Source organism: Streptomyces sp. NBC_01515 (genome assembly GCF_045040345.1).
GTDB lineage: Bacteria > Actinomycetota > Actinomycetes > Streptomycetales > Streptomycetaceae > Streptomyces.
The window spans coordinates 11,144,256-11,156,994 of record NZ_CP109416.1 but is presented as its reverse complement, the minus strand read 5'-3'; the positions used below and the strand labels follow the sequence as shown (position 1 = coordinate 11,156,994).

Here is a 12,739-nt window from a genome sequence, read left to right as displayed (position 1 = left end):
CCCCGTGTTCGACCTGCCCGACCTGCTGACCGAGTACGACCGCGCCCGCGCTCACACCGACCGGCTCTGGCGGGACCTGCGGCCCGAAGAGGTGCTGTGGCGTCCGCACCAGGACTTCAGCGCCATCGGCTGGCACCTGGGCCACCAAGCCCACGTCGCCCACTTCATGGTTCGCAACCTCACCGCCGCCGAGCCCAGCCCCGATCCGGCCCTGGACGCCCTGATGGACTCCGCCACCCCCGAACGCGACCGCGGCGGCCTGCCCGTCGTGCACCGCCTCGCGGACTTCCGCGCCGCGGTCGCCGAACGCGTCCACGCCCGCATGGCCGACATCGCCGCGGGACGGGTCGGCGCTCCAGCCCAGCTCGACGTCGTGGCACGGCATCTGATGACCACCGTGATCAACCACGAGTACCAGCACGACCAGTGGATCAGCGAGGTCCGCTCCCGCGACCTGGGCCACTCCCTGCCGGAAGACCCCGGCTCTGACCTGGTCACCCGCGTCGACGGCTACCTGATGATCGCGGAGCCTTCATGACCGCCACCACGACCAGTCCTCCCGACCCCGAGGCGTGGCGGGCGACCGTCCGCTCCCCGGTGGCCCAGGCCCTGCTCCACTCGCGCATCCCCGCCCGCCTGGCATACCACGGTGCGGACGGCACTCCCCGGGTGATTCCGGTCTGGTCGCACTGGGACGGCGAGCACCTGGTCCTGGCCACCTTCCCGGTCAGCGCCAAACTCAAAGCCCTGCGCGACGGCGACACGGTAGCGGTGAGCATCGACTCCGACCAGTACCCCTACCAGGGCCTCCAACTCCGCGGCAAGGTCACGCTCACCCCCACCCCCGGTCTGGTCCCCGAGTACGTCCAGTCCGCCCACCGCCACCTCGGCCCCGACGAGGCCGCCCGCTTCCTGGACCGCCTCGCCGACCGTCCCATGGTCCGCATCACACTCCACATCCACCACGCCCACCTCCTGGACATGCGACGCTGACCAGCCGGACCGTCAACGGACCGGCATCGCAAGAACGACGAGAGCACCATCTGCGGAAAGCACCACTGCGGAAAGAGCCGACCGTGCGTCATTTCGGTCTGGCAGTCATCGGCGCGGGAGCGGTTGCCGAGATGTCTTGCTCAGTGGGCGAGTTGCGGGTAGAGCACGGCGGGGTCCGCGGAGAGTCCGGCCTTGACCTGGCGAGTCAGTTCGTCGGCCAGTACTTCGTAGGCGTTTGCCTCGATGCCGTCCAGTGCCTGGCCTTCCGGTTCGGCGTCGGCCCGTACAAGAAACTCACCGAGCCCGAAGCCCTCTCGGAGTTCACCGCCCGGGTCGAAAACCTGCGCAACGAACAGCGCTGCCGGCAGCAGCAACTGGACCAGCCCGCCGAACAGGCTTCCCCCACGTCCCAGCCGCCCGCCTGAGCAACAGCCCCGCCGGACCGGCAATGTCTGTAACTGGCCCGTAGACCGAAGTACCCAAGTACGGATGGTTTCGGGTGAACGCCCCCGCGCGGCAGGAGCGTTGGCCTAGCCTGCGGTGCCATGGACACCGAGCTGACCAGCGATGAGCGCCTGCGAGCCCGGGCCGCGCTGGAAGCCGTCATCGGAAACGACGACCAGGCTCTGCCCTCCCTCGCAGGCAGTGAGCACGAGCGTCCGCTGCCCGCCCTGTTTGCCGCGTACAGGCAGCACACACTCCAGCGCGTCTGGTCGCCGCGTTCGACATCGACGCCACCATGGAAGACGACGAAACAGGCCGACGGGTCGCGGAGATCAACAGTGACCCCACGGCGTGCATCGTCCTTCTCCTGACCGACTCCTGGCGCGCCCAGGCCGCTCTCGCCGGTACCGAGCCCCGCCACCGTCAAACGGATCGGCGCGGCCATCTTGGTGGCGATCCACGCGTTCACCGATGGCGACAACGACGACACCCTGACCTTGCTGCGCGCACTGCGCAACGAAGTCCTCCAGGTCGATTGAGTCGGGAACTGCTTTCCCCAACCTCCGGGCCCGGAGGGCGTCACGGGGCAGGTACCTGGGAGGGCGCCGCGGAGGGCTGTTCCGAGACAGCCGGAGAATGCGGTTCGGTCGGTGTGCTGCGCCCGCCGTCTACTTCGTCAACCCCCGTGAGGATCAGCATCAGTGCCGACACCACAGCGGCGGCGACCATGATTGCCTCAGCGGCGTTGCCAGGCGCCGAAGGAGTCCGTGAACGGCTGTAGATGCCGTACCCCACGACACAAGCGATCACGAGGATCGCGACGTGTGCACCCTCGATGTGTACCGTCATTACGGGCCTCTTCGGCTCGGGGGTCCGTCCGCCTCGACCCGCCAAGATCCCGGCGGACGGACCCAAACCAGGGCCCTGCCGATGCGGGGCCCTACGCCCCTTGAAGAGGTTCGACGGGTCCCGGACAGCAAAAGGACCCACCTCCATTGCGGAGCGTGGGTCCTCTGTCGTTAACGAAAAGATTGCCTGAAGCCGATTTAGCCAAACAGTGAAGTACGTCACGTCAAGTCCTTGGGGCGCGCGTACATCACTCGGCGACACAGAAAAAGTGCAGTTCAGGACCGTACGAGCGGGGCAGCCGCGGCGACGAAGGCGTTGTGCGCTTCCCGGGCCTCATCGCCGCGCCGGTCTCGGTGGGCCCGGTTAGGGGCCTCGTGCAGGTTGAAGGTGACGTCGACGACGCGGGCGGCGAGTTCCAGGACACGCGGGTCGTCGGTCAGCAGCTGGAGCTCGGTCAAGGCCTCGCCCACGGCCGTGCGCGCCACCAGTGCGGAAGTCTTCGCGGCCTCCTGCTCTGCCTCGGTCGCGTCGGCCTCCCGCAGCACGGAGCGCTCGCCCTGCAGGCGCCGCATCGCGGCGAGCCGGGAGAGGAAGCGGACGAACACCTGCCGCAGCTCCGCGCGCCACTGTGCCTGCTGCGCGAGCCCGTCACGGCGAGCAGCGGACGCTCCTGCAAGCGGAAGCCAACCAGGATCCCCAGGAGGCCGATGACGCCGGTGATGGTGGATGAGGCCAGTTCCATGGTCATGTCTCCCTGTTCCGGGGTGAGTTGGGCGGTCGAACGGCGAACCCCCGGTGCGCGGCCGGGGGTTCGGGCGGGCCTACCAGGAGGTCGGGGTGTACTGCTCGATCAGGTCCTCGGGCCGGATGCGGGCCGCGGTGGTGACGCGGGTGGCGAGCGCGCAGAAGTAGCGGTCCTGTGCCTTGCCGGTCCACGCGCGGGCCACCACCAGGTCGCCCAGGAACTGGCAGAAGTCCCAGGCGTTGAGGGCCTGCCCGTACTCCAGGGCGGCGTCGGTCGCCTGCTCCAGGTAGATGGCCCGGCGCCAGGCGCAGGTGGCGGTGTAGCCGGCCGCGAGGGTGAAATCGCCCTCCAGCGGGGCAAGGTCCAGGACGCGCTCGCGGGCGCGGCGGTGCCGGCCGTGGCCGTGGTGGAAGCGGGGCGTGGCAGGGGTCAGCTGGAGCAGGTCCCGCAGCCGGTTCGCGAAGGCCTCGCCGGCCTCCCGCTCGGCAACGCGGGCCGCCTCGTTGATGTCGGCGGCCGTCTTCGCTGAGGTCTCGGGCAGGCTCTGCATGGACTTTCTCCACTTCCGGGGTGGGGTAGTACCGGGTGGGCCCGGCCCCGAAGGGCCGGGCGGCGTAGGTCAGTTGGCGAAGACGTCGCCGAAACCGCGCGGCGGGACGCCGTGAGCGGTGCGGTCGGCGTACCTCTCGTCACCGTCCTCATCGAGGACCAGGCCGTGGCGCTGGAGGTGGTCGGCGTAGTCGGCGCGCTGCTGGAGCTCCGTGCGCCGCGCGTCGGCGGCGGTCCGCTGGGCGATGTGGTCGTCGCGCAGGCGGACGATCTCGTGGACGGCGCGCTCCTGGCGGCGGCAGGACCACTTCGCGAGCAGCCAGTCGTCCGTGAGGGTGTCGAGCCACTCGGCAGCGACGATCGTGGACCGGCAGACGACGCGGCCCATGTGGGTGCCGGCGCCGTCGTGGACGTGCCAGCCGCGCAGCCCCTGCATACCGGTGCAGTCCTCGGGGAGCGCCAGGTGCTCGATGTCGAGCGCGGTCAGGTCGCTGGAGGTCATGACCACAGCGGTGAACCGCTCGCCGCCGACGGTGAAGGTCTGGAGCTGGGGGCGACGGGCGGCGGTGCATGTGGTCCTCCGTGGCGAGGGGCGGGCTGACGACACCTAATCCATAGGGCCCCTATACGTTTTTTCAAGCCCCCCTAGAAGAGAATCTTCGTTTCCCCTACAGTCACCTCATGACCAGCAATCCGACGGATCTGATCAACACGGCCGCCGTCACCGAGGCGTTCGAGGCCATCGCGGCCATCAACGATCCCGTCGCACGGGAGAGAGCCGCCCGCGACCTGCAGGACGCCCTCACCGTGGCGATCGCCGAACCGCTCACCCAGGCCAAGGCCGTCCGGCAGGGCGCCGTACTCGAACTCCGCCAGAACCTCACCCTCGCGAAAGTCGCGGCGAAGATCGGCCTGTCTGTCCCGCGCGTCGACCAGCTCGCCAAGGGCAAGTAGGAACCGGTGAACACGGCGCCGTTTACACCGACCCTTCACCGGCGCTTGGTCGACATCACCGGCCGCCGCGCCGTTTTGCGGGATGGCCAAGGCGGAGTGGTAGCCAACTCGAGGCCAAGAAGAACGAGTTCGTCGCCGAGAATCATGAACAGCGGCGGTTCGGCGGCCACCGGGGCTTCCGTCTCGTACCTCTTCAACCGGAGAACGTGGTGATCGCTGCCAAGGACTAGCCGGTTGAGGACGGCATCTTGGACACAGGTGCCGATGGGGGCCGACAGGCGCCGCAGGATGTGTCAGAGCTTTGCCCTAGGCTTCACGCACCGGTCACAGGGCCGGTCGGCCGTATACCGGCCGCACCCTTGGGGGGCAATTCCCGTGCGTATCCGCACACTTCCGGCTGCCGTCGCGACGGCAGCCCTCTTCAGTTCCGTGGTGCTCGGCGCCGGATCCGCGGCTGCCGACACCAGCGTGCCGATCAGCGTCGGCGACGTCCGCGACACGGTCGTCGACGGCGCGCACCAGCACCTCTTCATCAGCGGCGACAGCGTGATCACGGTCGTCGACTACACCGGCAAGGTGATCCAGACACTCACCGGCCTGTCCGGGGTTTCGGACCTCCTGCTGAGTCCCGACGGCGGCACGCTGTACGCCGCGGTCACCGGCGCCGACAAGATCGTCGCCTTCGACACGGCGACGCTCACGCAGAGCGCCGAGTACCCGACCGGCGCCGGAACGGCGCCGCGCCACATCGCGCTCACGCAGGGCCGGATCTGGTTCGGCTACGGCGACCAGTGGGATTCCGGGCTCGGCGAGGTCGACCTGACCGCGAGTGCGGCAACCGTGACGCTCGACCTCGCCGGCGGCCACGACTTCGCCAGCCCGCCGATGCTGTACGCCGACCCGGCCAACCCGGACACCCTGGTCGCTCTGGACGGCGGAATCAGCTCCGGGCCTATCGTCGTCTACGACGTCTCCTCCGGCACCCCCGTCATCCGCGTCACGAAGGACGAGGGCGGCTTCTACGGGGACGCCGCGCTCACTCCGGGCGCGCAGTCGATCGTGGTGGTCGGGCAGGGGGACCGGGCGGTCATCGAATACCGGCTCTCCGACCTTGCACAGGTGCACGAGTACCCGGTCAAGGACGAGCCGGAGACCGTCACGGTCGCCCCGGACGGCACCATCGCAGCGACCACGCTGGACACCGAGAACACCGGCGACACCTACGTCTTCCCCGGCGGCGCCGACGCCCCGGCCAGCGTCCGCAACCTGTCGAACGCCTGGATGCCCTGGGGCGGCCATTCCACCTCCTGGTCCGCGGACGGCACCAAGCTGTTCGTGCTGACCGGATCATCCGGCTCCATGCAGTTCCAGACGGTGAACCAACCACGCACGTACGTCACCACACTCGCCGTCAACGCCCCGGCCACCGCCCCGCGCGCCAAGACCCTCACCGTCAAGGGCACCCTCAGCGCCGGTCTCAGACCGCCCACCGGGACACCGGTGAACGTCGTGCGCACCGACCTGCTCTCCCCCACAGGCAAGTCCCTGGGCACCACGGTGCTGGGCGCCGGCGGCGCGTTCTCGTTCACCGACGTGCCCCCGGCCGGCGGCACGGTCCGCTACACCGTGACGTATCCCGGGGACGCCGCGCACACCCCGGCGTCCGCCTCGGACACCGTCGCCGTCTCCCGCGCCACACCGGCCCTGACGCTCACCAACAACAAGAAGACGTACGACTACGGCAAGAACGTCGTCTTCACCGCCCACCTCGGCACCACCTACACCAACCGCACGGTGGAGATCTGGGCCGACCCCTACGGCCCCGACAAGCCCAACAAGCTGATCAAGAGCGGCAAGGTGGACGCGCACGGCAACCTGTCGGCGACCGTCACCATGTCCCGCGACACCGCGGTGAACGCCGTCTTCAAGGGCGATTCCCGCTACAGCCCGCGGACCGTCAAATCCACCGCGTACGCACACGTCAAGACCGCCAGCTCACTGTCCAAGTACTACCGCACCGGCACGATCGGCTCGACCCGCTACCGCTACTACCACAAGAACACCGACGCGATCCTGACCACCACGATGACGTACTACAAGAGCCGCAAGGAACGCCTGGACCTCCAGGTCTACTCCAACGGCAGATGGAACACGACCGACTCGGAATACTTCGCCCTCGGCACGAACGGCAAGAGCATCGTCAACCTCGGCCACCCCGGAACCGCGGGAGTCCGCGCCCGGGTCCGCACGTCGTACCTCGATCCTGCCTCCGGCGACAACGTGAACACCACGACCTACGGCACCTGGCAGTACCTCTACTTCACCAACTAACCGACGCAGCCCCACGACGAGAGGATGAGCTGGCTCAACCGCCAAGGCGGAGCAGGCCCGTTGGGGACAAAGCGCGAGCGGGTCACGGTCGGCGGCACGGCCTGGGACCTGTACGTCGGGAAGATCGTCAACAAGGACCGGGCGGGCAAGGTGGTCAGCAGCTGGAACGTCTACTCCTACGTCCGCGTCGCCAACACCAACTCAGCGAACACAGACATTACCGCCATGGCCGACGCCCTGGTCCAGCGCAGGCTGCTGGCCAACAACGCGTATCTGACCAGCGTCGAGGCCGGGACCGAGGTCTTCCGCGGGCGGGGCAAGCTGAGCAGCAGCTCATACTCCGTGCACGTGGGCTGACCCCCTCATCTACTCCAGCAGCGTTTCGCTATTCCTGCTGGTCAGGGGTGTCGCCGGGGTGCAGTTGGCTGATGGCGTGTCAGGGGCGGTCTTGCCGGACCGCCCCTCCAACGAGGCGTCTTCGTCGGCGGTACTGACGAGTGCCGGCCTGGTGTCTGCGCCGCTACTGCTACCAGCCCTTGGTGTGGCAGGTCCTCTGCCCGCAGCGCGTCCTCACCAACCCGTCTCTCTGACCGGACTCGTACGCCGCGCGCGAAGTTCGGTTCCGGGCCGTGAGCCGGGGTAGGCCCCGCCGTGGTACGCGGGCATGACGATCCGTCAGGTTCGGGTGGGTCGGGCTGAACCGTGCCGCCGACGTCGACGTCCAGGCCGTCAACCACGACGAACACGCCCGGCAGAACGTGCTGTTCAAGGAATTCGAGGTGCGGGTCGCCACGGCGGTGCACGGTGCGTACAGGATGGTGGTGAGGCTCAGTGTCCGCCGTGACGCGGGCTCGTGTCCGGCTTGCGAGACCCGGCTCTCTGCCGTGCGGATACGCCGCCCATGGGGCCTGGCGAATGGTGTCGCCGGGAACATGCCGGTCGGCTTGGTGCCCGCAACGGCGGCATGTGTGCGACTTGAAGCCGCGCCCTCACTGCCGGCGGACAGGTCGTGCAGTTGCGCGGCCGGGGTTCATGGGGCCGTTGGCGGGGAGGGCGGATGCCGGAGCAAATCCCCTGATCGGGTCAGACGCGATCGCCACTTTCATGGGCGCAGCCGAGGCGGCGGGACGCCCCTGTGCTCCAGCCGCGTCCAGTAGGGCCGGCTCACCCCGGCCGGCGGCGTCGGTTCCTCGCGGCGCGAACCAGCCATACCCACCGAGGGATACCCGTCTCGGATGTGCTCAGAGGAGAGGCGAAGCCGCGCCCACCAAGACTGAGTGTCCTGGTGGGCGCGGGGTGAGCGTGGGGACGTGGGATCAGGTCGCGGTCAGCGAAAGGTCGGCCGTCGTGACGCGGCCCGGCACCAGGGTCACCTCCTTGGATGCCGCATGGTGCCCGGCGGCCGAAGCCGTGATCCGCAGCGAGCTCGGGCGGGCGTCCAGCCAGAGGTCGTAGTGGCCGTCGGAGTCGGTGCGCACGGTGTGTGCGAGGTGGTCGCAGCCGGTCGTTCTGGCGTGCGCCACCGGGCAGATCAGGACAGTTGCTCCGGCGAGCGGTGCTCCCGTGTGCTTGTCGGTGATCGTTCCGGAGAGGTGTCCCCAGGTCCGCGGGATCGTGACCTTGAGGCTGACCTTGACCGATACTCCGGCGTAGGGGGCGTCGGTGTTGTAGGTGAGCCGCGCGGTGTAGGTGCCGGCCGTGGCCACGGCGGAGGCGTCCGCGCGGACGGTGACCGTGGTGGACCGGCCGGGGGCGAGGTTGAACGAGGTCTTGTCCGCCGACAGCCAGGTGACGTCGTCGCCGTCGCATTGGTCGTGCCCGGGTAGGACCTCGGCCGAAGTGGCAGTGTCCAGGGTCGTGGTCATGCCTCCGATGCGGTAGATCCCGCAGCCGCCGCCGGCCCGGAGCACGGCGGAGGCGGTGTTGGGCAGGTTGGACCAGGTGTTGGACACCGGGTCGTATTCGACGACGGTGTTGACTGCGTCCACTCCGATGATGCCGCCGACGACCTGGAGTTTGCCGTCGTTCCCGCTGGCGGTGGCGCCCCAGCTCGCGTAGGGCATGTCGGCCGCGCGGGTCCAGGTGTCGGCGGAGGGGCTGTAGCTGTAGGTCTGTCCCTTGGGGGTGGTGACCCCTCCGCCGACGACCGTGATGCCGCCGGCGCAGACCAGTTCACCGGTGATGCCGGTGCAGGCCCCGCGTTCCATGGTGAACGGGTAGTCGGCGCGGCGGGTCCAGGTGTCGGTTGCCGGGGTGTAGCGGTAGACGGTGCTGACACTGTCTCCACAGCCGGATCCGGTGCAGCCTCCGATGACGTAGAGGCTGCCGTCGAGGGTGGTCACGTTGGGCATGCCGATCGCCTGGGGCAGATCGGCGAGGCGGGTCCACGTGTCGGTGGTGGGGTGGTACGCGTAGAGCGTGGCGCGGGCACCGTCGGCGGTCCAGCCGCCGGCGACGTACATGGTCCCGTTGACGAAGGCCCCACCCGGTGACTCCAGGGCCTCCGGGAGGTCGGCGATGGGTGTCCATGCGTCGGTGGACGGGTCGTGCACATAGCCGCGGCTGAGGTACTCCCCTCCGAAGAGTCCGGAGATTCCGGCGACGGAGTAGACCTTGCCCTGGTAGGTGCCCACGGCGTTGTCCATGACGGGCTCGGGGTAGTCGGCGATGCCGGTCCAGGGCCCCGTCGCTGCCGTGGCCGACGAGGCGCTCGACGTGCTCTTCGCGGCCGGGGAGGTAGAACTCATCGGTCCGGGTGAGTAGTTGCCCTTGACGCGCAGCGTCGGGGCGCCTGCCGAGGAGTCCGATGTGGACGTGGAGGTGCCGTCCGGTGAGGTGTAACCGGTGCTCTGCTCACCGAGGTTGACGTGCAGCGGCGCCTGCCCCCTGTTGGTGAAGGTGACCTTCTTGCTGCCTGATCCGCCGAGTGTCTCGCTGACGGACAGGGCGTTCGAACTCACCGCCAGGCGGCCTGCCTTGAGCGTGCGGTCGAACCGGTTGATCTTGTCCGGCCGTGTGGTGAGGGTGCCGGTCGAGGTGGTGTAGCGGGCGGCGACCGTCCGGTACGTGTGCCGTCCGGCGGGGGCGCTGAACAGCCAGTAGTAGCCGTCGGCCAACGCCAGGTCGTCGGGGGTCGCCACGGTGGTCGCCGTCGCGTAGCTGTCGGCGGTGTCGGTGACGGTGGCGGGTGTGATGGCGTCGCCGGTGTTGCCGTCGACGACCTTTCCGGCGACGATGCCTCCGCTCACGGCTGCGCAGGAACCGACGGTGACGGTGTCGAGCTGCCAGATCGACAGGCCGCTGCCGGAGTAGTGGAAGCGCACCTTCACGTGCTTGGCGTTTGCCGCCTGGGCCAGGGGGACCACGACGTGGCCCAGGTACTCGGCCGTGTCCCGGTGCCACACCGTGGTCCACGTCGCGCCCGAGTCGAGGCTGAGGTCGACGTCGGCCACCGAGTCCTTGCTGGGGGCGTAGAGGGCGTCGAAGCCGAGGACGGGTGAGCTCTGGCCTGCCAGGCTGAAGGCGGGCGAGACGAGTTCGGTGTCCTCGGGAGCACCGCCCCGGCCGTAGGGATCAGCGGCGGCCCAGTTCCCGGTTCCGCCCGTCCAGTTGGACAGAAATTTGTCGGCGAAGTCCCAGGTGGCGCCGCTCGTCCCGTGATCGACGACGGTCCAGCCGTGCTCCGGAGTGGTGCCGGTCCAGCCTTCGAAACCGGTCCCGGCCGGATAGGCGTGGCCGGGTGCGACGCAGGCCGTCGGGTCCACGTCCGGGGCCACGTCGGTCCGTACGTCGGCCGTGCCCACCGGGACACTCAGGTCCGTGCTCCGGTAGCCGGGGTAGACGGGGGCCACATGGACGCCGTAGGTGGCCTTCTCGGGAAGCTCCACACTGTACTTGCCGGTGTAGGGGTCGGTGTAGACGGCGCCGTTCGGATAGCCGTCGATAGTGATCTTCGAGTACAGGGGCCAGCCGTGGCCGCTGCCGTCCTTCACCGTGCCGGACACCGTGTGGGTGGGCAGTTTCACCAGCGTCAGGTCGGCGGTGGTGCTCTGGTTCTCGGCGACACTCACTGCGGAGCTGGTGTTCTCCTGGTAGCCGAAGTCGGTGGCGGTGATCCGGTAGTCGCCCACCGCGACGGGGAGGTTGTACGCGCCTTCGGCGTCGGTGGTGACGTGGTACTCCCTGCTACCTGTCGCTTCTTCGGAGACGGCCAGCGCCACGCCGGCGAGCGGGGCGCCGGATTTGCTGTCGGTGACTCGTCCGGACAGCGTTCCATGGGCGCCGAAGGCGAGCGCGGACACGCCGACCGGGGTGCCGAGACCGGTCGGGCCGTCCCAGCCGACGCCGGCGGTGCACACCACCGTGCCGCAGTCGTCGTTGGACCCTTCGGTGACATCGGTCATCCCGGAGGCGTTGATGTACGGGTAGGTCACCGGGTAGGTGCCCTCGACCGGGGTGCCCGCCAGCGCGTACATCGCCGTGATCAGCGGCGCGGAGAGGCTGGTGCCACCGACCTGCAGCCAGCCGTCTCTGCCCACCGTGTCGTACACGGCCAGGCCGGTCGCGGGGTCGGCGACCGCGGAGACGTCAGCCGTCGCCCGGGTGTCGCAGCCGGTGGTGAGGCCCCTCTGGTAGGCGGGCTGGGCCTCGTACAGCGAGCAGCCCGATCCTCCGGAGGTCCAGGCGGATTCCGTCCAGCCGCGCTGGGTGTCCTCGGTGCGGGTCAGCCGGGTGCCGCCGGCGGCCACCACGTTGGGGTTGGTGGCGGGCCAGTTCTGGACATGGCCGGTGTCGCCGGTGGACGCGACCACGGCCACCCCGGGATGGTCGTAGTGGTGGTCGTACCCGGTCTGGGAGGCACTCTCGCTGGGCAGACCGTAGGAATTGGAGACGTACTTGGCGCCCAGGTGTACGGCGGTGTCGACCGCGGTGCCCAGGTCGTCCAGGCTTGCCGAATCACCCTGCACGAGCAGGATGTTGCACGCCGGACAGGCGGCGGACACGGCGTCGAGGTCGAGCGCGGTCTCCAATGCCCAGCCCGCGTCATCGGCGGGGTAGTCCGTGCCGCCGTTCTGATCGACCTTGCGGAAGCAGCCGTTGGCGGTGGTGCACTCGGGCAGCCCGTAGTGCACGCGGTACGCGGCCAGGTCGGCCTCGGCGTGGGAGTTGCCGTACGCGTCGACGATCGCGACCGTCCGGCCATCGCCTCCGGCGGGAAGGCTGTAGGCGGCCTGGATGTCGGCCGGGCCCAGCGCCGTGGACGGGGGTGCGCTCACCTGCGGCCGGACGATGTGGTCGGAGTTGGTGCGCACGTCGGCGAAGCACTGGGCCACGCCGTCCTTGAGGCTCGGGTTGTTGCAGGCGGCCGGGACGTAGTTCTGCGGGACGTTGTCCTGCGGCACGGCGTTGAGCAGGTTGGCGGCCTTGGAGGAGTCGGCGTCGGATGACGAGGCCGGGGAACTGGGGGTGGCCGCGGCGGTGGCCGGGGCTGTCGCGGCGAGAACTCCGGCGCCGAGACAGCCGGCTATGAGGAGCGAGAGGCGAGCGCGCACGCGCGCACGTCTTGAGGACAGCAAGAAGGACAGCAAGGAGGCACCCTATTCGTCACGTTCAGGACCCGATCGGGCCGAGCTCAGAGGGGTTCGTAACCGCTGTACAAGTCGTCCGCGCAGGCGGGTTCTGCCGTTGCGTCGTCGGCAACGCCCGGTACGGCGGGCGTCGGTTCGGGGTGTCGTTCTCCGGCGGGCGGCACGTCGGTGTGCTGCGGTCCGGTGACGGCACCGGCGGGACTGTCGGCGCCGTCCGTACGGGCGTTCGGTGCGCCGGACTTCGGTTCGGGGGGTGTGCTGCTCATCCGATGGATGGACGCCCTTC

Annotated in this window: 11 protein-coding genes and 1 pseudogene; 6 read left to right on the top strand and 6 right to left on the bottom strand. The window is 69.3% G+C overall.

The window, feature by feature from the left end:
* Positions 1-4 precede the first annotated feature (4 nt).
* Positions 5-538, top strand: a complete 534-nt coding sequence (locus tag OG407_RS49340; RefSeq protein ID WP_405867990.1) for a DinB family protein — start codon at positions 5-7, stop codon at positions 536-538.
* Complete coding sequence (locus tag OG407_RS49335; protein WP_405867988.1) at positions 535-993, top strand: pyridoxamine 5'-phosphate oxidase family protein; 459 nt, start codon at positions 535-537, stop codon at positions 991-993. The genes OG407_RS49340 and OG407_RS49335 overlap by 4 nt, the downstream gene beginning before the upstream one ends.
* Positions 994-1,133: 140 nt before the next feature.
* Here OG407_RS49335 and OG407_RS49330 read toward each other — a convergent pair.
* Positions 1,134-1,250, bottom strand: a pseudogene (locus OG407_RS49330) (short-chain dehydrogenase); the annotation flags it as partial.
* 288 nt (positions 1,251-1,538) lie between these two features.
* Here OG407_RS49330 and OG407_RS49325 point away from each other — a divergent pair.
* Entirely contained in the window at positions 1,539-1,808 is a 270-nt protein-coding gene (locus OG407_RS49325) for a hypothetical protein (protein ID WP_405867986.1), read from the top strand.
* A gap of 753 nt (positions 1,809-2,561) precedes the next feature.
* On the opposite strand, the gene OG407_RS49320 is transcribed toward OG407_RS49325, so the two are convergent.
* The 3 genes from OG407_RS49320 to OG407_RS49310 all read right to left on the bottom strand — a co-directional run bounded on the left by OG407_RS49320 (position 2,562) and on the right by OG407_RS49310 (position 4,082).
* The gene (locus OG407_RS49320; protein ID WP_405867984.1) at positions 2,562-2,891 is read right to left on the bottom strand and encodes a hypothetical protein; all 330 of its coding nucleotides are present in this window, start codon (positions 2,889-2,891) and stop codon (positions 2,562-2,564) included.
* Positions 2,892-3,107: 216 nt separating this feature from the next.
* Positions 3,108-3,581, bottom strand: a complete 474-nt coding sequence (locus OG407_RS49315; protein WP_405867982.1) for a hypothetical protein — start codon at positions 3,579-3,581, stop codon at positions 3,108-3,110.
* A 69-nt stretch (positions 3,582-3,650) separates the two neighbouring features.
* Positions 3,651-4,082, bottom strand: a complete 432-nt coding sequence (locus OG407_RS49310; RefSeq protein WP_405867980.1) for a hypothetical protein — start codon at positions 4,080-4,082, stop codon at positions 3,651-3,653.
* Between the two features lie 179 nt (positions 4,083-4,261).
* Here OG407_RS49310 and OG407_RS49305 point away from each other — a divergent pair, with 179 nt between their 5' ends.
* The 3 genes from OG407_RS49305 (at position 4,262) to OG407_RS49295 (ending at position 7,222) form a co-directional block, all read left to right on the top strand.
* Positions 4,262-4,534 carry a hypothetical protein gene (locus tag OG407_RS49305; RefSeq protein WP_405867978.1) on the top strand — a complete coding sequence of 91 codons (273 nt, stop codon included), beginning with the start codon at positions 4,262-4,264 and terminating at the stop codon, positions 4,532-4,534.
* Between the two features lie 375 nt (positions 4,535-4,909).
* Positions 4,910-6,865, top strand: a complete 1,956-nt coding sequence (locus OG407_RS49300; protein ID WP_405867976.1) for a beta-propeller fold lactonase family protein — start codon at positions 4,910-4,912, stop codon at positions 6,863-6,865.
* Between the two features lie 24 nt (positions 6,866-6,889).
* On the top strand, positions 6,890-7,222 hold the full coding sequence (locus OG407_RS49295) for a GH12 family glycosyl hydrolase domain-containing protein (protein WP_405867974.1): 333 nt from the start codon (positions 6,890-6,892) through the stop codon (positions 7,220-7,222).
* A gap of 959 nt (positions 7,223-8,181) precedes the next feature.
* Here OG407_RS49295 and OG407_RS49290 read toward each other — a convergent pair.
* On the bottom strand, positions 8,182-12,417 hold the full coding sequence (locus OG407_RS49290) for a carboxypeptidase regulatory-like domain-containing protein (RefSeq protein ID WP_405867972.1): 4,236 nt from the start codon (positions 12,415-12,417) through the stop codon (positions 8,182-8,184).
* Between the two features lie 80 nt (positions 12,418-12,497).
* Positions 12,498-12,719, bottom strand: coding sequence for a hypothetical protein (locus OG407_RS49285; protein WP_405867970.1), 222 nt, complete (start codon positions 12,717-12,719; stop codon positions 12,498-12,500).
* Positions 12,720-12,739 lie beyond the last annotated feature (20 nt).